Here is a 21467-nt window from a genome sequence, read left to right as displayed (position 1 = left end):
CAAATGCGGGCTTTGGTGGCGTTTATTGGAGTGCGTTTATAACAAAAAATTCCATAGCCATGGGTCTGTTAGAAGACAAACGGCAGTGCCGGACGGCGGATTCTGGTCGTTTTCAACGATTTCCAGGGGCACCGGCCGGCGAAGAGGCCTTTGGAGCGGCCCAGGGCTCGGGAGCGTATTCGCTGGCACGCCGGCTCCTGCACCAGCCGGCGCCTCTCCCCTGCTCAGCGCTTGAGCTTGCGCTTGTTGCGGTACTGGTCGATGACCACCGCCACCACGATGATCAGGCCCTTGATGATGTCCTGGATGTAGGCATCGACCCCGACAAAGGTGAAGCCACTGGCCATGACCCCGAGGATCAGCGCGCCGATCACGGTGCCGGTGATGCGCCCCACCCCGCCGGCCAGGCTGGTGCCGCCGATCACTGCCGCGGCAATCGCGTCCAGCTCGTAGGACATGCCCATCCCCGCCTGACCGGTGGCGGCCCGTGCCGAGGCCACCACCCCGGCCAGCCCCGCCAGCAGCCCGGCAATGCTGTAGACAATCACCAGGTGGCGCTTGACGTTGATCCCCGAAGTCCGCGCCGCCTGCATGTTGCCGCCGATGGCATAGGTGTACTTGCCGTACTTGGTGTAGCGCAGGGCGATATGAAAGATCAGCGCCACCACCAGGAAGATCACCACCGGCATCGCCCCGTGGCCGATGGCGGTATAGGAATCGGAGAGCATGCTCACCGGCTGGCCCTGGGTGTAGTAACGCGCCAGCCCCCGGGCCGAGACCATCATCCCCAGGGTGGCAATAAAGGGAGGAATGCCGGTCAGGGCAATCACACTGCCGTTGATCGCCCCCGCCAGGAGGCCGACCCCGAGCCCGGCGAGCACCGGGATCCACACCGGCAGGTCGGTCAGGGACGGAAACACCGCCCGGGTGAAGTCCGAGGTCTGGGCCAGGCTGGCGGCAATCATCGCCGACAGGGCCAGCACCGAACCGGAAGACAGGTCGATACCGGTGGTGATGATCACCTGGGTCACGCCGATGGCCAGCAGGCCGATCACCGAGACCTGGAGAATCATCAGCACCAGGCGCTGGGAATTGAGCAGGAAACTCTGGTCGCGGACGATCCAGCCAAACAGCTCGAACACCAGGCCGATACCGATCAGCACCAGGAAGATGCTCAGCTCGGTGGGCAGTCGTCGCCGGGGCTTGACTGCCACCGCCGCGGGTTTGTTGTCGATTATCGCATTCATTGCCAGCCACCACCCTTGGGTTGAATGTCGTCTAGTTCAGGCCCGAAGCCAGTTGCATGACCCGTTCCTGGGTCGCCTCGTTGCGGTCCAGGGTGCCCATCAGTTGCCCTTCGTGCATGACCATGACCCGGTCGCTCATGCCCAGCACCTCGGGCAGTTCCGAGGAAATCATGATCACCGCCATGCCCTCACCGGCCAGACTGGCGATCAGGCGGTAGATCTCGGCCTTGGCCCCCACGTCAATGCCCCGGGTCGGCTCGTCGAGAATCAGGATCCGCGGCTGGGTCATCAGCCAGCGCGCCAGCAGGGCCTTCTGCTGATTGCCCCCGGACAGGGTGTCGATGCATTGCTCCAGGGACGGGGTCTTGACCCGCAGCTTCCTGCACATGTCCTCGCACAAGGCGCGCAAGGCCTTCTGCTGGACAAAACCGCCGCCGGCGTAGTGCGGCAGTACCGCCACTTCCATGTTTTCCAGGACCGACAGGCAGGGGAACAGGCCACTGAGCTTGCGATCCTCGGTCAGCAGGGCAAGGCCCTTCTCGATCGCCCGGTGCGGGTCGCCGATGCGCAGGGGCTGGCCGTCGAGGACAATCTCGCCGCCATCGCTTGGGGTGATGCCGAACAGGGTTTCGGCGACATTGGTCCGCCCCGAGCCCATCAGCCCGGCAATGCCGAGGATCTCCCCGGCATGCAGGTCGAACGACACCCCGGCGAACACCCCGTCCAGGCGCAGGTCGCGGACCTTGAGCAGCAGCTCGCCGATAGGCTTCTCGCGCTGGGGAAACAGCTGGCTCAGCTCGCGCCCCACCATCATCGAGATCAGGCTGTCACCGTCCAGGCTGTCGGCCCGTTGCAGGCCGATGTAGGCGCCATCGCGAAACACCGCCACTTCATCGGCGATGGCGAACACTTCGTTCATCTTGTGGGTGATATAGACGATGCCCTTACCCTGGGCCTTGAGGTCGGCAATGATCGAGAACAGGTGCGCCACCTCCTTGTCGGTGATGGCCGAGGTCGGTTCGTCCATGATCAGCACGTCGGAGTCATAGGACACCGCCTTGGCAATCTCCACCATCTGGCGCTCGGCGATGCTCAGGTTGCCCACCTGCTCCTCGGGGTCCAGTTCGATGCGCAGGCGGGCCAGCAAGGCGGCAGTGCAGCGGTGCATTTCCCGGTGGTCGATCAGGCCCAGGCGGTTCTGTTGCTCGCGGCCGATCCAGATGTTCTCGGCGATGCTCATGTGCGGCATCAGGTTGAGTTCCTGGTGGATCATGGCGATCCCCGCCTGCAGCGCCGCCAGCGGCGTGGCGAAGGTCACCGGCCGGCCCTTGAGGCGCAGTTCGCCGGAGTCGGGCTGATAGATGCCCGCGATGATCTTCATCAGGGTCGACTTGCCGGCACCGTTTTCGCCCATCAGCGCCAGGACCGTGCCGGGGCGTACCCGCAGTTGCACGTTGGCCAGGGCCACCACCCCGGGAAAGCCCTTGCTGACATTCAGCACTTCCAGCAGGTAGGGCTCCTGGGGCGCCACGGCCGGGCTCAGGGAGTGCAGGCTCGAAGCAGAAGCACAAGCGTTCATGATCAGCTACTCCAGCGGCCGGGCAGCCAGCGCCGCCCGGCCCGCGTGTGATTGAAGGGCCGGCGCCTACTTGAACTGGGCGACCGTTTCCGGGGTGATCAGGCGGTAGGGAATCCACACCGCGGCGTCCACCGGCTGCTTGTTGGCCATCTTCACCGCGGTTTCCACCGAGCCGTCGGCCTGGCCCTTGGCGTCCTGGAACACCGACACCGCCAGCTCGCCGCGCTGCACCGCGCGCAGCCCGTCGGGGGTGCCGTCGACCCCGGCGATCAGCACGCTGCCCTTGGCCACCCCGGCCTGGTTCAGGGCCATGGCCGCACCGATGGCCATCTCGTCGTTGTTGGCCACCACCGCATTGAACTCGCGGCCCTGGGTCAGCCAGTCGTTGACCAGGGTCATGCCCTTGTCCCGCAGCCAGACGCCGGTCTGTTCCTGGTCGACCTTGATCCCGGGGTACCGGGCCAGCACCTCCTTGACCCCCTTGGTGCGATTGGTGGTGGAGTTGTTCGCCAGGTCGCCGAGAAGGATCACGATGCTGCCCTTGCCGCCCATTTTCTCGGCCAGGTACTGCATCTGCATCTTGCCTGCCTCCAGGTCGTCGGAGGCCACGGTGACCACGCCCTTGGGCAGGTTCAGGTCGTCCGGGCGACGGTTGACGTAGACCAGGGGAATCCCGGCCTTGACCGCCGCCTCGGTGATCTTGCGAGTGGCGGCGGTATCCACCGGGTTGACCACGATGGCGTCGACCTTCTGGCTGATGAAGCTTTCCACCTGGCTCAGCTGCTTGACCACGTCACTGCGGGCGTCCTCGAACTGCAACTGCACGCCTTCGGGCATGGACCTGGCCTTCTGGTCCATGGACTCGCGCAGGTAGGTCAGCCAGGTGTCGTCGAACTGCGACATGCTCACGCCGATGCGCACCTGGGCCAGCGCCGCGCCACTGAACAGCATCAGCGACAGGGCAAGACACGCCACTCGGTTCTGAATGTTCATTAAGAGTCGTTCTCCACATGCTTGTTGGTGGGTGGCCGTGCTCAGGCCGGCGAATACAGAACCGGGGCCCCGGGCATGCAGCCCAACAGCGCGCCCTGGTGTTCGACACACAGGCCGCTGAGCAGGGTCAATAAACGAGAGGACCAGGGAGTGAAGGGCAGATTGCGGGAGGCGGCGCCCCGGGTACGGGACAGCCATTGCAGAGCAGAGCGGAAGGTTTTCATCGACGGCACCTGTTTGTTCTTGTTGGTGGGTTCTCCAGGGCTCAAGCGGGGCTTGAAGGCCATGGGAACCTTGTAGGGTCGGCTACCTGGAAACGACTTTATTGGAAAATAATTTCTATATCAACTCATTTTAGAATTTTACTGCAATTGCATTTCCAGCAGCCAGATCCCTCGCTTTCCGCAGGAGACGGCTTGCCGGCGAAGGGGCCCGCACGCCTTGCAGCGCCCTGGAAAACACCTTCGCTGGCAAGCCAGCGCCTACAGAAATCCCGGGGTTCAGGCGTAGAGCGCCGGGCGCTGGGGCAGGCTGATGGGGACGATCGCCCCGCTCTGCTGGGCCTCGATGCAGGCGTCGGCCGCCACCGCCGCGGCCAGGCCGTCCCAGGCCGAGGGCCCACCCACCCGGCCAGCGCGCACGCCATCGACAAAGGCCTGCAGCTCGACGTCATAGGCGGCGATGAAGCGCTCCTTCCAGTCCATCAGGATCGCGCTGGACAGGCTGGCCGCGCTGCGCAGCTGGACCTGGGGCGGCTCCGGCAGGCGGGCGATTCCGCTCTCGCCCACCACTTCGCACTGGATGTCGTAGCCGTACTGGCAGTTGACGAAGATCTCCACGTCGATCCGCGTGCCCCGGGCGGTTTCCAGCAGCACGATCTGCGGGTCGCGCAGTTGGGCGTGGGCCTTGCCGGTCTTGCGCGGGAACAGCACCTGCACCGACACATAGTCGTCCGCCAGCAGCCAGCGCAGCACATCCAGCTCGTGGATCAGGGTGTCGGTGATGGCCATGTCGGTCTTGTAGTTCTCCCCCACCCGCGGGTTGCGGTGAGCGCAGTGCAGCATCAGCGGCTCACCGATGCGCCCACTGTCCACCACCGCCTTGAGCGCCTGGTAGCCGGCGTCGTAGGGGCGCATGAACCCCACCTGCACCAGGCGCCGGCCTTGGGCAATCTCGGCCTCGACGATGCGCCGGCAGCCGGCGGCGGTCACCGCCAGGGGCTTTTCGCAGAACACCGGCTTGCCGGCGGCGATGGCCGCCAGCACGAACTCTTCGTGGCTAGGGCCCCAGGACGTCACCAGCAGCGCCTGGACCTCCGGCGCCTGGATCAGGGCATGGCCGTCGGGGTAGACCTCGGCCTCAAGCGTGAGCCCGGCCAGCACCCGGGCCGCCTGCTGCGGGTCGATGTCGGTTACCGCCACCACCCGGCAGCCCTGCAGGGTCTGGCTGCAACGCCGAATGTGATCCTGACCTATGGCACCAGTGCCGATAACGCCTAGCTGCAAAGACATGGGTGTACTCCTGTGGTTGTTCGGTTGGGGAGTTTCAGTACTGGCGCGCCTTGGCCAACTGCTGATCGATGGCGGCGGCCGCGGCGGCCACCCTCTCACTGCCGCTGACCTCGGCCACCGCCACATGCCACCAGGACAGGTAGCCGTGGAGCATGGTCTTGGGCAGCACCTTGATATCGATCAGGGTCGAGACCCGCTGCAGCCGGGCGTCCGCCAGGGCGGCGTGGAGCTGCTCCAGGTTCCTCACCTTGTAGGTCTTGCAGCCGTAGGCCGCGGCGCTCATGGCGTAGTCCACCGGGATCAGGCCACCGTCCAGCTGGTCGCTGTCTGGGTTGCGGTAGCGGAACTCGGTGGCGAAGCTGTCCAGGCCCTGGCCCAGCTGCAGGTTGTTGATGCAGCCGAAGCCCATGTTGTCCAGCAGCACCACGTTGATCTTGCGTTGCTCCTGGATCGAGGTCAGCAGCTCCGAATGCAGCATCAGGTAGGAGCCGTCGCCCACCAGGGCATAGACCTCGCGCTCGGGGGCGGCGAGCTTGACCCCCAGGGCCGCGGCAATTTCATAACCCATGCACGAATAGCCATATTCCACGTGGTAGGTGTTGAGCCCCTTGCTGCGCCAGCTGCGTTGCAGGTCCCCGGGCAAGCTGCCGGCAGCGGCGACAATCACCGCATCGTCGGCCAGGGTCTGGTTGAGCACCCCCAGCACCTGGCTCTGGGTCAGGCAGGAGCCGGTCAGCTCGATGAACTCGCGCAGCACCGCCGGGTCCAGCGCGTCGTTGACCTCCGGCACAAAATCCTCGCCCTGATAGTGCACGCCGTGGACCCGCTCCAGCTCGGCATCCAGCTGCGCCCTGGCCTCGGCCACCCGAGTGCCCCAGCCGGCGCGGTAGGCGCTGCCGGCCAGGGCCTCGCCCAGTGCCTGCAAGCCGGCCCGAGCATCGGCCAGCAGTTGCACGCCATCGAGCTTCACGGCATCGCCGGGGTTGATATTGAGGTTGAGAAACTGCACCTGGGGGTGCTGGAACAGCCACTTGGACGAGGTGGTGAAATCGCTGTAGCGGGTACCGACGCCAATGATCAGGTCGGCCTCCCGGGCCAGCAGGTTGGCCGCCAGGCAGCCGGTTTCACCGATGCCGCCCACGTTCAATGGATGGCTGGACAGCAGCGCGCTCTTGCCGGCCTGAGTCTCGGCCACCGGGATCGCGAAGCGCTCGGCAAAGGCCTGCAGGGCCTGGTTGGCCGCGGCGTACTTGACCCCGCCACCGCAGATCAGCAACGGCTTACGCTTACCCCGCAGCAGCGCCACGGCGTCCGCCAGCATCGCTTCGGTGGGTGGCCGCCGGTCGATGCGATGCACCCGTCGGGCGAAGAAGCTCAGCGGGTAATCGTAGGCCTCGGCCTGCACATCCTGGGGCAGCGCCAGGGTCACCGCGCCGGTCTGGGCCGGGTCGGCCAGCACTCGCATCGCCTGCAGCGCCGCGCTCATCAACTGCTCCGGGCGGTTGATCCGGTCCCAGTATTTGCTCACCGCCTTGAAGGCATCGTTGGTGCTGATGCCCAGGTCATGGAACTGCTCGATCTGTTGCAGCACCGGGTCCGGCTGGCGGCTGGCGAACACGTCGCCGGGCAACAGCAGCAAGGGAATGCGGTTGGCCGTGGCGGTGGCCGCGGCGGTCAGCATATTGGCCGCGCCGGGGCCCACCGAAGCGGTGCAGGCATAGACCTTGCGCCGCAGGTGCTGCTTGGCAAACCCGATGGCGGCATGGGCCATGCCCTGCTCGTTGCGGCCCTGGTGTACCCGCAATTGGCCCGGGTCCTGCTGCAGCGCCTGGCCGATGCCCAGCACATTGCCGTGGCCGAAAATCGTAAAGACCCCGGCAATGAACCGGCTCTGCTGCCCGTCCACCTCGACGTACTGGTTATCGAGGAATTTCACCAGGGCCTGGGCCATGGTCAGTCGAATCGTGCTCATCTGTGTTCCTTCAATGGCCATACAGCACTCTCACTGTTCTTTGTGCGGAGGCCGGCTTGCCGGCGCCTACAAGGGGGGTCAGGCCAGGGCCTGGCGCAGGTACCGGATACTGCGTTCCAGAGCCTGCTGCAGGTCCGGTCGATCGTGAACGCTCGCGGCAAAGGGCTCGAAGGACAGGTAGCCGCGGTAACCGCCCGCCAGCAACGCGGCGATCTGCGTCGTGTTGCCCAACCGGTCCGCCGCGCCCACCAGCACCCGATGACCGTCCCGCAGCGCTGCCAGAGGCAGTGGTGGGCCCTCGACACCGGAGAGATGCACCAGCCCGGTGAGCTCGGCGAACAGCTGGGGTTCGCCGGCCAGTGTGTGGTGGAAGGTGTCGTGCACCAGGCTCAGCACATCCAGCGCGCCAACGGCGCGGATCGCTTCCACGGCGCTGCGCTTGTCACGCAAGGCGCACTCGGCAACCCCCAGGGGCTCGACAAAACCGCGCAGGCCATGCTGGCGAAGAACCTCCGCGATCCGGGTCAGGGCGGCCGCCAGCCCCTGGGCCCGCTGACCCGCGCTGCGCCGGTCGCCGGGGTCGTTCAGCGGGCACAACACCAGGCCCTCGGCACCGCAGGCGCGGGCATAACCGGCCAGGTGCAGCAACTGCTGGCGGCGCTGTTCATCCCACAGGTCGAAGGGGTACAGGGCATTGATCGACAGCAGCCGGATGCCACGCTGCTCACACAGCTCGCGGACCTGCTCGGGGGGCGTGCCATCCTCGATCTCCATACCCTTGAGGTCATTGCGCAGCTCCACTGCATCGATCTTCAAGGCCAGTACCAGGTCAAGAAAATCCGCCAGAGGCAGGTGCGGTGCGACCATTCGGTTCAAGGCAAAACGCAAAGGCTGAGTCATCTTCCAGCTCCCCGAAAATCGGCAAAGGTGCGTCGCTCACAGATCCAGCAGCCAGCTGTGCCGGGGGTCGTTATGGAACTGCCAGACCCGCTTCGGCCCGGCCATCACGTTCAGGTAATAGGACTCGTAGCCATAGGGCACGCTGACCGGGTGGTACCCCCTGGGCACCACCACCAGGTCGTGGTGCTCCACCGCCATGGCCTCGTCCAGGCTGCGGTCGTCGGTGTAGACCCGCTGGAAGACGAAGCCCTGGGGCGGGTTGAGCTGGTGGTAATAGGTCTCCTCCAGAAAGCTCTGGTGCGGCAGGTCGTCGGTGTCGTGCTTGTGCGGCGGGTAGCTGGAGGAATGCCCGGACGGCGTGCGCACCTCCACCACCAGCAGGGAATGGGCCGGCTCGCTGTCGGGCAGGATGTCGCAGACGTAGCGAGTATTGGCGCCCTTGCCACGCACGCTGCGCCTGCACTGTTCCGGGCGGATCAGCCGTGGGCCGAGGTCGTTATCGACTGCCCCCGGGGCGGCACACACAGCGATCTGCACATCGCTCAAGGCGGTGACCCGGGCCTGGCTGCCCGGCGGCAGGTAGGCGGCAAAGGGGGATTTGTCCTCGAACACCGATTGCCGGTCACCCAGGTTGGACCACTGGAAGGCGCCCTGGGGCGCTTCGCCCTGCACATCGATACGGCCGCTGAGCAGCACCAGGCACAGCTCCTTGTCGCCGGCGCTGACCGGCAGGCTTTCCCCCAGGCCCAGGCGGTAGGCACTGAACCCCACGTACTCCAGGGCGCCCTCTTGCAGCTGGACCATGGTCCGGCCCTTTGCAGCGCTTTTAACCAGCAGGCTCATTGGGCAGCCCTCCTGCGTTGCAGGCCAGCGTCCAGCAGGGCCCGCAGGGTGTCGTAACCTTTTTTTGCGTAGACGTAGCTCGGCGCCACCGCCGGGTCCTGCTCGGCCTCCACCACCAGCCAGCCCTGGTAGCCTGCGTCCAGCAGCACATCGAGCAAGGGAGCGAAGTCAATGTCGCCATCGCCGGGCACGGTGAAGGTGCCGTTGACGATGCAGTCCGGGAAGCTCCACAGGTTGTTGCGCGCCAGTTGCACCACCGGCTTGCGCACGTCCTTGAAGTGCACATGGCACACCCGCCCGATATGCCGGCGCAGCACCTCCAGGGGTTCGCCGCCGCCCATGTAGCAATGGCCCGAATCGAACAGCAGGCCGACTTCCTCGCCGGTCAGGCGCATCAGCGTGTCGATGTCCGCCGGGGACTCGACGTAGGCGCCCATGTGGTGGTGATAGGCCAGGCGCACGCCCTGGGACAGGGTGAAACGCGCCAGCTCCGTGAGTTTGTCGGCGTAATCCTGCCAGGCCTGTGCACTGTGCCAGCGCGGGCGCTCGATCAGCCGCACCGGTGAGCCCTGGATCGAGTCGGCCACTTCGCCGTAGACCAGCACCGAGGCGCCGTTGCGCTTGAGCAGTTCGACGTGGCTGGCAATGGCGTCGATTTCCTCGGCCACCGAACGCCGGGCCAGGCGGCTGGAGTACCAGCCCGAGACCAGCGCCAGGTCATAAGGGCGCAACACATCGCCCACGCCCTTGGCATCCTTGGGGAACTTGCCGTTGAGTTCGAAGCCTTGGTAACCGATCTCGCGCCCTTCGCTGAGGGCGGTGCTCAAGGGCGTTTCCCCGCCCAGGGCCGGCAGGTCGTCGTTGCTCCAGGAGATCGGGTTGATGCCAATTCGGATCGCGGGCATGGCTGCACCTTTTGTTGTTATTCATGAAAGCGTGGAGAACGGCCTCGCACTGGTAGGAACTGGCTTGCCAGCGAAGGCGTCGGCGGGCCTGGCTCCAGACTCAAGACCCACTTCGCCGGCAAGCCGGCTCCTACACAGGGCGGGCGTTGCGCCAGGCGTTGATCAGTTGCTCGAAGGTGCCCTGCACTTGCCGGATCAGGGTGTCGTCGTCGATCTCCCCCGCCAGCCACGCTCGGCTGGGCTCCTGGAAAATCGTGCGGCCCACGGCAAACCCCCGGCAGGTGCGGCTGTCGGCCGCTTGCCGGAAGCCCTCGGCGAGGGCTTCGGCCGAGGCATTCAGGCCCAGCAGCACCACGCCACGGCAATAGGGGTCGCGCTCCTGGATCAGCTCATCGAGCTTTTTCCATTCCTCGGCCGACTGCGCTTCGATCTTCCACCACGCGGGGTAGATGCCCAGGTTGTACAGGCGCTTGAGGCTGCGGTAGAGCACCTCGGGATGAGCGCCGGGCAGGTCCCTGGGCGGGATGATTTCCAGCAGCAGTTCATGCCCGCTGACTTGGGACGCCTGGTACAGGCCCCGGATCTGTGCTTCCTGCTCCAGGCGCAGCAGGGGTTCGTCGTCCGGGTGAAATTGCACCAGGCACTTGATGATCTGCTCCTGGGGCCAGGCGATCAGGTTGCTGCCCACCGAACGCCCGTGCTCGAACGCCAGGGGCCGCGAGCCCTGCACTTCCACCGGCCGCGCCACCCACCAGCCGCGCCCGGTGGCGGCGTTCAGCGCCTCCTGGCCGAAACGCTGGTCGGCCAGCAGGCCGACATCGGCCTCGATGCCCTGGCGCCGCAGGTCGGCTTCGACCCGCTGCACCGCGTCTATGAAGAGTTGCTTGAGTTGACCGATGGCCTTGAGCTCGCGACCACCTTGCTGCGCCAGTTCCACCAGTTGCCCACGGTGGTCGAAGGCGAAGACGAACAGGGGCTTCCAGGCCTTGCGCGGCACACTGACCTGATGCAGGCGTTGCAGCACCGGGTCCTGGTCGGGACGGGTGATGGGCACCGGGCTGCTGAACAGATAGTCCAGTTCGGCCCGGGTCGGCATCGCCGGGGCGCAGGCGTGGCGCGACACCACCAGGCCGCCGCAGGCGTTGGCCAACTGGCAGCAGCGCTCGTCACTGGCCTCTTCCAGCCAGCCACTGAGGAAGCCGGACATGAAAGCATCGCCGGCGCCCAGCACGTTGAGCACCTCCACCCGCACACCGGGGTAGATCGCCCCGTCTTCCAGGCGCTCCGGAATCTCGCCGTGGATCACCGTGCACCCTTGCGGGCCAAGCTTGACCACCAGGGTCGCGGCACTCAGTGAACGCACGGTGCGCAAGGCCGTCAGCAGGTCGTCGCTGCCGCCGGCAATCAGGAATTCCTCTTCGGTGCCGACGATCAGGTCGAAGCGCGGCAGGATGCCCTGCACATGCTGGCTGACCTGCGGGTCGGCCACGAACCGGGTCTGGCCGTCGGCCTTTCCCGCCAGGCCCCAGAGCACCGGCCGGTAGTCGATGTCCAGGACCCGCTTGACTCCGTGCTTTTGCGCGTAGTCCAGGGCCTGCAGGCTGGCCCGGTAGACGCCGTCGGTGGAGAAATGGGTGCCGGTGATCAGCAGGGCCTTGCTGGAGGCGATGAAGGCTTCGTCGATGTCGGCGGCGCACAGCGCCATGTCCGCGCAGTTCTCGCGGTAGAACACCAGGGGGAAGGTTTCGCGGTCCTTGAGGCCCAGCAGGACCAGGGCGGTGAGGCGCTGCGGGTCGACCTTGACGGCGCTGACGTCACAGCCTTCGCGCACCAGCGACTCCAGCAGGAAGCGCCCCATGTGATCATCACCGACCCGGCTCAGCATCGCCGACTTGAGGCCCAGCCGTGCGGTGCCGAAGGCAATGTTCGCCGACGAGCCGCCGAGGTATTTGGCAAAGCTTGCGACGTCCTCCAGCCGGGCCCCCACTTGCTGCGCGTAGAGGTCGACGCCCAGGCGTCCGAGGCAGATCAGATCCAATTGACGCCCACTGGCAAAACGAGTCTGGCCCATGCTGGCTCCTGTTATTTTTATCAGCCGCTGCCTGCCGTCGCGCACTGCCCCGGCAGGCCTACTTGGTGGATGCAGACTAGAACGTCTCCCGGCACCAATCAATATTTATTCTATAAATTTTTTACGTGGAATATTTTTTCCATTAAACTTTTCTGCAATGCCCAAGGCTGCGCCGTGCATCGTTTCAGCAAGGCGCCCGGGGCCCGGCCCCTCAAGATTTTCCCGGCGCCGACCCTGTAGACTGCCCGCAGCCCATTTATTGTCAGGGGGCGACGCCCGCGGTCGCTCCCATCAGTACCCTCAGAAGGATCCGTTATGTCCCGCACCGATCAGCCGGCCCTGTCCGATCGCACGCCCGAGAGCGACCTTGCCAGCCCTCCGGCCAATGCCGAGCGGCTGCTGCAGTTGATCACCGAGGAGTACGAGAGCCTGCCGCGCCAGCTCAAGCGCATCGCCAGCTACATGAGCCAGCAGAGCGACCGGATCATGGTCGACCGGATCAGCGACATCGCCCGCGAGTGCGAGGTGCACCCTTCGGCCATCGTGCGTTTTTCCCAGCGTTTCGGCTTCAGCGGCTTCAGTGAAATGCAGGCGCTGTTCCGCCAGGCCTACACCCACAAGGCCACGCCGGTGCAGAACTACCAGCAGCGCATCCGCAGCCTGATCGCCAACAAGTCGCAGAAGGCCAGCGACGGCGACCTGGCGCGCGACTGCATCAGCGCCACCCTGTCGGGGATCGAGCGCCTGGGCCTGGAACTGGACGACGCGGCCTTCGAGCAGGCCGTGGACCTGGTGGTCAACACCGACAATATCTATGTGGTGGGGGTGCGCCGCTCCTTCGCCGTGGCCGACTATCTGGTGTACAACCTGCAGCACACCAACAAGCGCATCCACCTGGTGTCGGGGCTGGGGGGCAGCTACCGCGAGCAGATGCGCAGTATCCGCCCCAACGACCTGGTGATCGCCATCAGCTTCACCCCCTACGCCAAGGAAACCCAGCACTGCCTGCGCATTGCCCAGCACAACCAGGCCAAGACCCTGATCATCACCGACAGCACCCTGTCGCCCCTGGCCAAGCGCGCCAACAGCGTGCTGCTGGTCAACGAGGGCAGCTCCTTCGCCTTCCGCTCACTGAGCGCCACCCTGTGCCTGTGCCAGGCGCTGTTCATTGCCGTGGCCTACCGCCTGGAACTGAAGATGGACGAGATTCACGAACAGGGCGGCTTCGACGACTAGCCCTTCGGCTGGCGCGGCGCTATTCGTAGATCTTGCCGCAGTACAGGAACACCGCGAAGCGCTGCCAGGGCGAAGCCTCCACCAGCCCCTGGGTGGCACCGATGCCGGTGGCCTCGGCCCAGGCGTGGGCACCGTCGAGAAAATCCTCGATGCAATGGTTCTGCCAACTGTCGGCCTCGCCGGCCTGGGCCATGCGCTGCGCCTGGCGGCGGTCGGCAATCAGCGCCTGGACGAAGTCGAGGAAGCTCTGCTCGTCATGCACCTGCTGCAAGCATTGTTCAAGGTCCATTGGGGCTCTCCGGGGTCAGGACGTTGCCTGGAGCGCCAGGCCCTTGCGCAGCAGTTCCTTGCGCAGGATCGGCCGGCCCGGGCAATGCACGCCGTCCAGGGTGCTGCACTCTAGCAGCCGTTCCAGCTTGCGGGCACTGCCCGGGCTGCCGGTCAGCAGGTAGCTCGTGCCTTCGCCGAGGCTGATCAGGTTCAGCAGCCAGTCATCGCCCCACTGCCCCAGCACCTGCTCGATCAGGCTGCGCTGGCGCACCAGCAGGCCCTGGGCATGCCACAGGGTCAGTTGGGCGAAACGCCGCGGCAGGTTGCTGGACGCTTCGAACACTTTCAGGTCCTTGAGCAGGGCCTCGGGCAGTTGCGCTTCGATCTGCTGCTGGCACTGCTTGAAATAGTCTTCGGGCCAGTCGGGGCCCAGGCCGGCCAGCGCGGCCAGGTCGGCGTAGGCCTGGCGGTCCCCCGCGGTGCACCCCTGGTCGGTGAAGTTCAGGGTGTTGTCGAGAATGCCCGCCGCCAGCAGTTGCGCGCTGTCGCGGCTGATCCTGGGGAGCAACCCGGAGTCGCGCCAGCGCTGGTAGACCTGGGTACAGGCGGCACCGATCTGGCGGATATCCGCGTGCTGGCCCAGGCGCTCGTTCCAGAAGGCCTCGAAACCCGGGTGATGGTCGATGACCTCCACCACCCGGTCCAGGTCCACCAGCGGGTCCAGGTGCAGGTGGTTGGAAATGTCCACCAGCACGAACTGCTCGGTCCCTTGCGGAACATGGGCGTCCAGCCCCTTGAGACGCTGGCGGAAAGTGCCCGGGATGCTCTCGTTGAGCGGCGCGCTGCTCAGGGCCCGGGCCGGGCGGCCGCTGAGGTTGAGCCATTCGGCATAGGCAATGCAGCCGGCGTAGGCGTCGATATCCAGATAGGTCGCGCCGGCGGTGACAATGATCATGACGTCCCTGTAATCCACAAAGGCCGGAGGCCGGGGCGCCGAGGGTGCCTGAGCCACATGACGGCCAGATGACAGTCAGCGGCCCTCTACAGGCCCTGCCTCGGCCACCAGCAGCGCCGCCAGCCGCGAGCCGCTGAAGCGGATCTGCGCCAGGCTCAGGGCCGCGTAGCCGACGATCACCGCCGCCGGCCGGCGCACCTGCTGGCAGTGCTCGGCCAGGCCCTGCAACAGCAGGCCCTGCTGGGCCGCGCGCTGGCGAAAGCGCGCCTCATCGCTGCCCGGCGGCAACGTCAGCAGCAGGTGCAGTCCGGCCTGCTGGCCGCTGATGTTGTAGCAGCCCGGTGCTTCACTGGCGAGGATCGCCAGCAGCAGGTCGCGGCGTTCCTGATAGGCCTGGCGCGCCGCCCGCAGATTGCGCAGGAAGGCGCCGCTGGCGATGTAGTCGGCCAGGGCCAGTTGCTCGATCACCCCCACCGAGCGCCCGGTGTCCTGCAAGGTGGCCAGCAACCGCGGGCGCAAGCGCTCGGGCAGCAGCATGAAGCCCACCCGCAGACCGGCGAACAGGGTCTTGTTGAAGCTGCCGCAGTAGATGACGCGGTCGTCCCGGTCCAGGGACTTGAGGGCCGCCAGGGGCGCGCTCTGGTAGTTGAATTCGCTGTCGTAGTCGTCCTCCACCACCCAGGCCTCGCTGTGCCGGGCCCACTCCAGCAGGGCCAGGCGCCGGGACACCGGCATGGTCATGCCCAGGGGCGCCTGATGGGCCGGGGTGACATAGACCATGCGGGCATCCTGATGGTGTTGCAGCTGCTGTACATCGATCCCGTCCTCCTCCACCGGAATCGGCACCAGCCGCGCTCCGGCCAGGGCGAACAGGCTCCGGGCCGACAGGTAGCCGGGGTCTTCGAGGCACACCTTGTCGCCCGCTTGCAGCAGGCTGCGGGCCAGCAGGTCGAGGCCATGGCGGATGCCGGTGGTGATCATCACCTGCTGCGGCTCGCAGGCGATGCCCCGGTGCTGCCCCAGGTACTGGGCGATCTGCTGGCGCAGGGCCGGCAGGCCGCCGGGGTCGGCGTCCCACAGCGACTTCGCCGAGGCATTGCCCAGGGCCCGGGTCAGGGAGCGGGTCCAGCGTTGCAGGGGAAACAGCGCCGGGTCGGCCAGCCGGGCGACAAACGGCTGGCCGGCCCGCACGCTGAGCGGCGGGTACGGCGGCTCGCTCTCGCTGACGATGGGTGCCGCCGCCCGTGCCGGGGCGCTCAGGTACAGGTCCGGCACCACCGCGCAGACCCGGGTCCCGGAACCGCTGGCCCGGCTCACATAACCTTCGCTGCGCAAGCGGTCGAAGACCACTTCCAGGGTGCCCCGGGACAGGCCCCAGCGCTGGGCCAGGGTGCGGGTCGAGGGCAAGCGGCAGCCGGCCGGCAGGCGTTTTTCCAGGATCGCCTGGCGCAGGGCACTGTAGGCGCTGTCCTGTTTGCCCGGGGCTTCATCGCAGTGCTGGGGCAGCGGCAGGTCGAGGGGCACGGGGTGTTTTCCACGGCTCATAGTGGTCCAGTCAAAAGCGGCCTAAATGGTGCTCGGCATTAAACCACAAACCCCTTAATTTCAGCGCCATCGCCCTCTGCCCCGAGCCTGCCATGCCGCCCGCCAGCCCCATCACCACCCGCTCCATCGCTGTTGAACGCCCCCTCGCCCCCTGGCTCTGGACCCTGTTGCTGCTGGTGGTGGTCTGCCTACCGCGGATCAGCATCGACCTGTACCTGCCGGCGCTGCCGGCCATGGCCGACCAACTGGGGGCCAGCGACGCCCAGCTGCAACTGACCCTGAGCCTGTACATGCTCGGCTATGCCCTGTCGATGCTGCTGGGTGGCCCGCTGTGCGACCGCTATGGCCGGCGCCCGGTACTGCTGGCGGGCACAGCGCTGTTTCTCGCGGCCAGCCTGGCCTGCATGCTGGCCGCCAGTGTCGAAGTACTGATGGCCGCCCGCCTGCTGCAGGCCCTGGGCGGTTGCTGCGGCACCCTGGTGGGCCGGGTCATGGTCCGCGACCGCTGCCCGCCCGAGGAGCAGCCGCGGCTGCTGGGGCTGTTGTCCATGGGCATTGCCCTGTCGCCGATGCTGGCACCGCCCCTGGGCAGCCTGATCGACCAGTTGCTGGGCTGGCGTGGCCTGTTCCTGTGCCTGAGCCTGGTGGCCGCGGCGGCCTGGCTGCTGATGTTCAAGCGGCTGGCCGAAACCCGCCCGCCGCAGCTCGCGCCAGTGGCCGTGAAAAGCCTGCCGCGCCTGTACCTGCGCCTGCTGGGCGACGCCTACTTCATGCGCTATTCCCTGTCCATCGGCTGCCTGTACTGCACCTACTTCCCGTTCATTGTGCAATCGCCGGCGCTGTTGCAGCGCCAGCTGGGGCTGTCGCCCACGGCCTACGCCCTGGTGTTCGCCGCCACCGTGGCCGGCTACCTGATGGGGTCGCGACTGTTCCAGCGCCTGGGGGTACGCCACAGTGCCGACCGCCTGATCACCGCGGCCTGCCTGTTGAACCTGGCCGGCGCCGGCCTGTTGCTGCTCACCCGCAGCCTGTGGCCCGACAGCCTGTGGGCCATCGTGCTGCCGATGCTGGCGCTGATGCTCTCGGTGGGCCTGGCGATTCCCGCCTGCCAGCTGGCGATCCTGCAGCCCTATGCGGCGGTGGCGGGCACCGCCTCGGGGCTGTTCTTCTTTATCCAGATGGCCATGACCGCCGGCTGCGGGCTGCTGGCCAGTCTGCTGGCGGACAGCCCGGCGGGCTCGCTGCAGGCCCTGACCGGCCTGTTCAGCCTGGCCCTGGGGCTGGCCTGGTGGTGCCTGCGGCCACGGCGGCGGTAGGCGCCGGCTCGGAACGCCTTCCTGCACCCCTGTAGCCGCTGCTGAGCCTGCAAAGCTGCGAAAGGCCGGGCCGCGTTCGGTACGCAGGGCCTTGCTTGGCAGCCTCCAGCCGAACCTCTAGCGCCTTCAATATCCCCGCATCTCCTTCGGAGCCGTTCGCAGCCTGCGGCAGCGGCTACAGGTTTGCACTGTGCAAGGCCGCTTCAATACCGCTAAATTGGCCGCGCCTTTCCCATCCGTTGTGCCGTTCAAGACAAGGAAATACGTGATGAAGCTTATTGGAATGCTCGATTCACCCTACGTGCGCCGCGTCGCCATCAGCCTCAAGAGCCTGGGCCTGCCCTTCGAGCATCACTCGCTTTCGGTGTTCAGCACCTTCGAGCAGTTCAAGGCGATCAACCCCGTGGTCAAGGCCCCGACCCTGGTCTGCGAGGGCGGTGAAGTGCTGATGGATTCGAGCCTGATCATCGACTACCTGGAAACCCTGGCCGGCCCGCAACGCAGCCTGATGCCCACCGCCCTGCCCCAGCGCCTGCGTGAGCTGCGGCTGGTCGGCCTGGCCCTGGCGGCCTGCGAGAAGTCGGTACAGATCGTTTACGAGCGCAACCTGCGCCCCGCGGAGAAACAGCACGGCCCCTGGCTGGAGCGGGTTGGCGGCCAGTTGCAAGCCGCCTATGGCGAGCTGGAGCAGGAGTTGCAGAAACAGCCGCTGCCCCGGGATGGCTCCCTGGGCCAGGCCGGCATCAGCCTGGCGGTGGCCTGGAGTTTCAGCCAGATGATGGTGGCGGACCAGTTCAACCCCGGGCAATTCCCGGCAGTACGCGGCTTTGCCGAGTACGCCGAACAATTGCCGGTGTTCCTCGCCACCCCCGCCACCTGAGCCACACCCTCCCCGTAGGAGCCGGCTTGCCGGCGAAGAGGCCCGCAAGCCTTGCAGCGCCCTCGAAAACGCCTTCGCTGGCAAGCCAGCTCCTACAGCAACCCCATATCCCCGTAGGAGCCGGCTTGCCGGCGAAGAGGCCCGCAAGCCTTGCAGCGCCTTCGAAAACGCCTTCGCTGGCAAGCCAGCGCCTACAGAGCGGTCAGGCCGGTTCGGGCTGTTTCTTCACGGCGGCAGTGGCGAAGCGCCGGGCCAGGAAGGGGGTGATGTCCAGCGGCAGGGCTTCGTCGTTCACCAGTTTGTCCAGCAACACGCCGGTGATGGCCGAGGTCAGGATGCCGGTGCGGAAGTGCCCGCAGGCATTGAGGTAGCCTTCGACCCCATCCATCGGCCCGAGGATCGGCAGCTCATCCGGCGAACCCGGGCGCAACCCCGCCCAGCAGCGCTTGAGGTTGACATGGGCCAGCTCCGGTACGCAGCGCACTGCGCCCTGCACCAGGCCGTTGATCTCCGGGTAGGTGGTGGTGACGTCGAAGCCCTTGTCCTCGGTGGTACTGCCGATCAGGATCTCGCCGTTGTCCTTCTGCGCCATGTAGCAGTCGCTGGTGGTCAGGCAGCCGTTGAGCAGCTTGGGCATGCGCTCGGTGAGAAGGATCTGGCCCTTCACCGGCTTCACCGGAATCTCGATGCCGGTGGCCTGCAGGCTCAGCTCGGCGGCCCAGGCGCCGGCGGCGTTGATCAGGGTCGTGCAGCGGAACAACCCGGCAACGTCGGTCTTCACCCCGCTGACCCGATTGCCCTGGTGCAGGACCCCGGTGACGTTGGTGTTGAAGTACACATCCACGCCGTTCTGGCGTGCGCCTTCGGTGTAGGCGTCGGTGAGGCGGAACGGGTTGACCTGGTGGTCGCAGAGGAACTCCAGGGCGCCCTGGGCTTCATGGCTGACATTGGGTTCCGAGGCGCGCAGGGCCGCCTGGTCGAGCCAGCGTACCTGGTCGCTCAGGTGCGGGATGCAGCCGACGATGTGCTCGGCGTACAGCCGGTCTTCCTCGTCATAGATGACGAACTTGAGCCCGGTCTGCTCGAACTTGAAATCCATGTTGTGCAGGCCCATCAGCTCGCGGTGCAGGCGCGGGTACAACTCGTTGGACTGCAGGGCGAAGTCGAAGAACGACTGCGGCAGGATGTGCGGAGTGCTGGAATCCACCACCACCGCCGAACCCTGGGCCTCGCGCTTGCGGTTGGCCGACATCATGCGAAAGAAGATCACCCCGCAGCCCAGCCCAACCGACTCGCCGATGGCCCACAGGCCGCCGGCCGAAGCGCGGCTGGCGTTGCCCGGGCGCTTGGCGTCGATCAGCGCCACCTTCAGGTCCTTGCGCTTGGACAACTGGTAGGCGCAGGAAGCGCCGATCACGCCGCCACCGGCAATGACCACGTCGTAATGCTTAATCATGCTGGGAGACCTCCTGGTCAGACGGCGGGAACGCGGAAAACGGAATCGGGTCCAGGGGGAAGCGCGGGCGGATCCAGCCCACGTCCTTGCGCCCGGTGGCCTGGCGCAGGCGGTCGCTGCAATAGCCCACGCACATCCGCCCCTGGCAGTCGCCCATGCTCACCCGGGTGCGCATTTTCAGGCTGGCCATGTCCTGCACGCCCTGGCTCAGGGCACGCTCGATGTCGTTGCGGGTGGTGTGTTCGCAACGGCAGATCACGGTGTCGCCCTTGGGCAGCTCTACCTGCCCGGCGCCACGCGCGGTGTAGCGGTCCACCGCACCACGAAAACGCAGGATCGAGGCCAGCTTGCGCTCGTAACCCTGGCGCCGTTGCAGGGCCGCTTCGTTGCTCAGTACGCCACGCTGCATGAGGATCGACAGCGCGGCGATACGCCCGCTGAGCATGGCCGCCTCGCCGCCGCGGATGCCGCCCATGTCGCCGGCCAGGTGCACGTGGGGCTCGCTGCTCTGCTGCCAGGCGTTGGCGCTGGCGCGCAGGTAGCCGTCGTCGCTGAAGTTGTGTTCCAGGCCCATCTGCTGGCTCAACTGGGTGCGCGGGATGAAGCCGTAGCCCACCGCCAGGGTCTGGGCAGCAATGCGCTGGGCCTTGGCCATGTCCGGCTGCCAGTCGCTGGAGTACGGCGCCACGGTGACCACGCTCAGGGCGTCCTGGCCCTGGGCTTCGACCACGCCCCAGCCATAGCGCAGGGCAATGCCGTGCAGCTTGAGGTAGGCGAGCATGCTCAGGCCGTCGAGAAACAGTTGCGGCTTGTTGAGCATGGCCAGGCTCTGCTTGGCGATCTTGCCCAGGGCACAAGCCTCGTAGACCCCCGCCACGCGCACGCCGGAAGCATGCAGCTGGCACGCCACCAGGGGCAGCAAGGGGCCGGTACCGGCGATCACCACCGGGCTCTGGGGCTTGACCACCCCGCTCTTGATCTGCAATTGCAGGCCACCCAGCAGCTTGACCCCGGGCAGGGTCCAGCCGGGGAACGGCACACTGCGTTCATGGCAGCCGGCGGCCAGTATCAACTGCTCGTAGCTGACCTGCTGCACCTGCTCTTCGCCATCGAGCAGCACCAGGCTCTGGGTGCCTTCGGCGCCCACTACCCGGCTGTTGAGGCGCACGTCGATCATCTGTTCGTGGTCGGCGAAATCGCCGTGCAGCTTGGCCAGCATTTCGCAGTAGCGCGGCCCCAGGTAATCCAGCTGCACGCCGTCGCGCAACGGCCCGCGGTAGACCACGCCCCCCAGGCGCGAGGCCTCTTCGATCAGGGTGCTGCGCACACCGTGCTCGGCCAGTTCGATGGCGGCCGCCATGCCCGCCGGCCCACCGCCGACGATCACCGGGTTCAGGCTCATAACGTGGGCTCCGTTTCAGTGATGCGGTTGCTCAGTGTCTGCACCTGCATCCCCGGCTTGACCAGGGTCTGGCAGGCGCGGCGCTTGTGCCGGCCGTCGATCTGCACCAGGCAGCAATGGCACACGCCCATGCCGCAGTAGGCGCCGACCAGTTGCCCGTGATCGTTGCGCGCCACCTGGCGCAGGCCGGTGGCCTGGATCACGCTGAGGACGGTTTCACCCAGGGCGGCAGTGACTGGCTGGCCATTGAGGCTGATGGTCATGTCCGCATGCTGCAGCGGCTGAATATCGAAGTTGCGGTCTATCTGACGCATTGTGGGTTCATCCGTGAAAAATGAATGGGGTTGCCGGCGTCCCGCCGTCCATGCTGCTGCGGTCGGGACCGG

The 21467-nt window shown here is 66.5% G+C and carries 19 protein-coding genes; 3 read left to right on the top strand and 16 right to left on the bottom strand.

The genetic code is table 11. The annotated features are described in order from the left end of the window. Positions 1–224 precede the first annotated feature (224 nt). From AC07R1_RS02775 to AC07R1_RS02730, 10 genes are all read right to left on the bottom strand, one after another. Positions 225–1247, bottom strand: coding sequence for an ABC transporter permease (locus AC07R1_RS02775; RefSeq protein WP_011060891.1), 1023 nt, complete (start codon positions 1245–1247; stop codon positions 225–227). Positions 1248–1278: 31 nt separating this feature from the next. Beyond that, positions 1279–2826, bottom strand: a complete 1548-nt coding sequence (locus AC07R1_RS02770; protein ID WP_342403177.1) for a sugar ABC transporter ATP-binding protein — start codon at positions 2824–2826, stop codon at positions 1279–1281. A 66-nt stretch (positions 2827–2892) separates the two neighbouring features. After that, positions 2893–3819, bottom strand: coding sequence for a sugar ABC transporter substrate-binding protein (locus AC07R1_RS02765; RefSeq protein WP_011060889.1), 927 nt, complete (start codon positions 3817–3819; stop codon positions 2893–2895). 41 nt (positions 3820–3860) lie between these two features. Next, the gene (locus tag AC07R1_RS02760; RefSeq protein ID WP_065363832.1) at positions 3861–4106 is read right to left on the bottom strand and encodes a hypothetical protein; all 246 of its coding nucleotides are present in this window, start codon (positions 4104–4106) and stop codon (positions 3861–3863) included. 213 nt (positions 4107–4319) lie between these two features. Continuing rightward, positions 4320–5330, bottom strand: coding sequence for a bifunctional inositol 2-dehydrogenase/D-chiro-inositol 1-dehydrogenase (gene iolG, locus AC07R1_RS02755; protein ID WP_011060887.1), 1011 nt, complete (start codon positions 5328–5330; stop codon positions 4320–4322). Positions 5331–5364: 34 nt separating this feature from the next. After that, positions 5365–7302, bottom strand: a complete 1938-nt coding sequence (iolD, locus tag AC07R1_RS02750; RefSeq protein WP_492575885.1) for a 3D-(3,5/4)-trihydroxycyclohexane-1,2-dione acylhydrolase (decyclizing) — start codon at positions 7300–7302, stop codon at positions 5365–5367. Between the two features lie 78 nt (positions 7303–7380). Beyond that, on the bottom strand, positions 7381–8202 hold the full coding sequence (locus AC07R1_RS02745) for a TIM barrel protein (protein ID WP_495110081.1): 822 nt from the start codon (positions 8200–8202) through the stop codon (positions 7381–7383). 36 nt (positions 8203–8238) lie between these two features. Beyond that, the gene (gene iolB, locus AC07R1_RS02740; protein WP_495110080.1) at positions 8239–9045 is read right to left on the bottom strand and encodes a 5-deoxy-glucuronate isomerase; all 807 of its coding nucleotides are present in this window, start codon (positions 9043–9045) and stop codon (positions 8239–8241) included. After that, positions 9042–9950: a myo-inosose-2 dehydratase gene (gene iolE / locus AC07R1_RS02735; protein WP_220224237.1), complete on the bottom strand. Its 909-nt coding sequence runs from the start codon at positions 9948–9950 to the stop codon at positions 9042–9044. The genes iolB and iolE overlap by 4 nt, the downstream gene beginning before the upstream one ends. Positions 9951–10080: 130 nt before the next feature. Further along, positions 10081–12021 carry a bifunctional 5-dehydro-2-deoxygluconokinase/5-dehydro-2-deoxyphosphogluconate aldolase gene (locus tag AC07R1_RS02730; protein WP_495110079.1) on the bottom strand — a complete coding sequence of 647 codons (1941 nt, stop codon included), beginning with the start codon at positions 12019–12021 and terminating at the stop codon, positions 10081–10083. A gap of 315 nt (positions 12022–12336) precedes the next feature. Between AC07R1_RS02730 and AC07R1_RS02725 the strand changes: the two genes are divergently transcribed. Beyond that, complete coding sequence (locus tag AC07R1_RS02725; RefSeq protein ID WP_011060881.1) at positions 12337–13257, top strand: MurR/RpiR family transcriptional regulator; 921 nt, start codon at positions 12337–12339, stop codon at positions 13255–13257. Between the two features lie 19 nt (positions 13258–13276). On the opposite strand, the gene AC07R1_RS02720 is transcribed toward AC07R1_RS02725, so the two are convergent. The 3 genes from AC07R1_RS02720 to pdxR form a co-directional block, all read right to left on the bottom strand. Then, positions 13277–13546, bottom strand: a complete 270-nt coding sequence (locus AC07R1_RS02720; RefSeq protein ID WP_053157953.1) for a DUF7660 family protein — start codon at positions 13544–13546, stop codon at positions 13277–13279. Between the two features lie 15 nt (positions 13547–13561). Further along, a complete protein-coding gene (locus tag AC07R1_RS02715; RefSeq protein WP_495110078.1) occupies positions 13562–14482 on the bottom strand; it encodes a DHH family phosphoesterase in 921 nt (306 codons plus the stop codon). 75 nt (positions 14483–14557) lie between these two features. Next, the gene (gene pdxR, locus AC07R1_RS02710) at positions 14558–16027 is read right to left on the bottom strand and encodes a MocR-like pyridoxine biosynthesis transcription factor PdxR (RefSeq protein ID WP_495110077.1); all 1470 of its coding nucleotides are present in this window, start codon (positions 16025–16027) and stop codon (positions 14558–14560) included. A gap of 92 nt (positions 16028–16119) precedes the next feature. On the opposite strand from pdxR, the gene AC07R1_RS02705 reads away from it, so the two are divergent. Both AC07R1_RS02705 and AC07R1_RS02700 read left to right on the top strand, forming a co-directional pair. After that, positions 16120–17343 carry a multidrug effflux MFS transporter gene (locus tag AC07R1_RS02705; protein ID WP_495110076.1) on the top strand — a complete coding sequence of 408 codons (1224 nt, stop codon included), beginning with the start codon at positions 16120–16122 and terminating at the stop codon, positions 17341–17343. Between the two features lie 268 nt (positions 17344–17611). Beyond that, on the top strand, positions 17612–18223 hold the full coding sequence (locus AC07R1_RS02700) for a glutathione S-transferase (protein ID WP_011060876.1): 612 nt from the start codon (positions 17612–17614) through the stop codon (positions 18221–18223). Between the two features lie 202 nt (positions 18224–18425). Here AC07R1_RS02700 and hcnC read toward each other — a convergent pair whose 3' ends face one another. Genes hcnC through hcnA form a run of 3 tightly spaced genes read right to left on the bottom strand, consistent with a single transcriptional unit; the run spans position 18426 to position 21395 of the window. Next, positions 18426–19679 (bottom strand): cyanide-forming glycine dehydrogenase subunit HcnC, encoded by a 1254-nt coding sequence (hcnC, locus tag AC07R1_RS02695; protein WP_145713903.1) that lies wholly within the window; start codon positions 19677–19679, stop codon positions 18426–18428. Further along, positions 19672–21081, bottom strand: coding sequence for a cyanide-forming glycine dehydrogenase subunit HcnB (hcnB, locus tag AC07R1_RS02690; RefSeq protein ID WP_011060874.1), 1410 nt, complete (start codon positions 21079–21081; stop codon positions 19672–19674). Before hcnB ends, hcnC begins: the two co-directional genes overlap by 8 nt. Continuing rightward, complete coding sequence (hcnA, locus tag AC07R1_RS02685) at positions 21078–21395, bottom strand: cyanide-forming glycine dehydrogenase subunit HcnA (protein ID WP_011060873.1); 318 nt, start codon at positions 21393–21395, stop codon at positions 21078–21080. Before hcnA ends, hcnB begins: the two co-directional genes overlap by 4 nt. Between the last annotated feature and the right edge of the window lie 72 nt (positions 21396–21467).

The sequence above is a fragment of the Pseudomonas sp. GW821-FHT07F01 genome (assembly GCF_059418825.1).
Note: the sequence above shows the minus strand (reverse complement) of the source record. Positions and strands in the feature narration are given on the sequence as shown.

What these genes read in the sequence shown, in the direction of transcription:
- iolD (WP_492575885.1), bottom strand. Translation starts at nt 7,302, where the DNA reads ATGAGCACGATTCGACTGACCATGGCCCAGGCCCTGGTGAAATTCCTC.
- AC07R1_RS02775 (WP_011060891.1), bottom strand. Translation starts at nt 1,247, where the DNA reads ATGAATGCGATAATCGACAACAAACCCGCGGCGGTGGCAGTCAAGCCC.
- AC07R1_RS02745 (WP_495110081.1), bottom strand. Translation starts at nt 8,202, where the DNA reads ATGACTCAGCCTTTGCGTTTTGCCTTGAACCGAATGGTCGCACCGCAC.
- AC07R1_RS02770 (WP_342403177.1), bottom strand. Translation starts at nt 2,826, where the DNA reads ATGAACGCTTGTGCTTCTGCTTCGAGCCTGCACTCCCTGAGCCCGGCC.
- pdxR (WP_495110077.1), bottom strand. Translation starts at nt 16,027, where the DNA reads ATGAGCCGTGGAAAACACCCCGTGCCCCTCGACCTGCCGCTGCCCCAG.
- hcnA (WP_011060873.1), bottom strand. Translation starts at nt 21,395, where the DNA reads ATGCGTCAGATAGACCGCAACTTCGATATTCAGCCGCTGCAGCATGCG.
- AC07R1_RS02760 (WP_065363832.1), bottom strand. Translation starts at nt 4,106, where the DNA reads ATGGCCTTCAAGCCCCGCTTGAGCCCTGGAGAACCCACCAACAAGAAC.
- AC07R1_RS02715 (WP_495110078.1), bottom strand. Translation starts at nt 14,482, where the DNA reads ATGATCATTGTCACCGCCGGCGCGACCTATCTGGATATCGACGCCTAC.
- AC07R1_RS02725 (WP_011060881.1), top strand. Translation starts at nt 12,337, where the DNA reads ATGTCCCGCACCGATCAGCCGGCCCTGTCCGATCGCACGCCCGAGAGC.
- AC07R1_RS02700 (WP_011060876.1), top strand. Translation starts at nt 17,612, where the DNA reads ATGAAGCTTATTGGAATGCTCGATTCACCCTACGTGCGCCGCGTCGCC.
- iolB (WP_495110080.1), bottom strand. Translation starts at nt 9,045, where the DNA reads ATGAGCCTGCTGGTTAAAAGCGCTGCAAAGGGCCGGACCATGGTCCAG.
- hcnC (WP_145713903.1), bottom strand. Translation starts at nt 19,679, where the DNA reads ATGATTAAGCATTACGACGTGGTCATTGCCGGTGGCGGCGTGATCGGC.
- AC07R1_RS02720 (WP_053157953.1), bottom strand. Translation starts at nt 13,546, where the DNA reads ATGGACCTTGAACAATGCTTGCAGCAGGTGCATGACGAGCAGAGCTTC.
- AC07R1_RS02705 (WP_495110076.1), top strand. Translation starts at nt 16,120, where the DNA reads ATGCCGCCCGCCAGCCCCATCACCACCCGCTCCATCGCTGTTGAACGC.
- iolG (WP_011060887.1), bottom strand. Translation starts at nt 5,330, where the DNA reads ATGTCTTTGCAGCTAGGCGTTATCGGCACTGGTGCCATAGGTCAGGAT.
- iolE (WP_220224237.1), bottom strand. Translation starts at nt 9,950, where the DNA reads ATGCCCGCGATCCGAATTGGCATCAACCCGATCTCCTGGAGCAACGAC.
- AC07R1_RS02730 (WP_495110079.1), bottom strand. Translation starts at nt 12,021, where the DNA reads ATGGGCCAGACTCGTTTTGCCAGTGGGCGTCAATTGGATCTGATCTGC.
- hcnB (WP_011060874.1), bottom strand. Translation starts at nt 21,081, where the DNA reads ATGAGCCTGAACCCGGTGATCGTCGGCGGTGGGCCGGCGGGCATGGCG.
- AC07R1_RS02765 (WP_011060889.1), bottom strand. Translation starts at nt 3,819, where the DNA reads ATGAACATTCAGAACCGAGTGGCGTGTCTTGCCCTGTCGCTGATGCTG.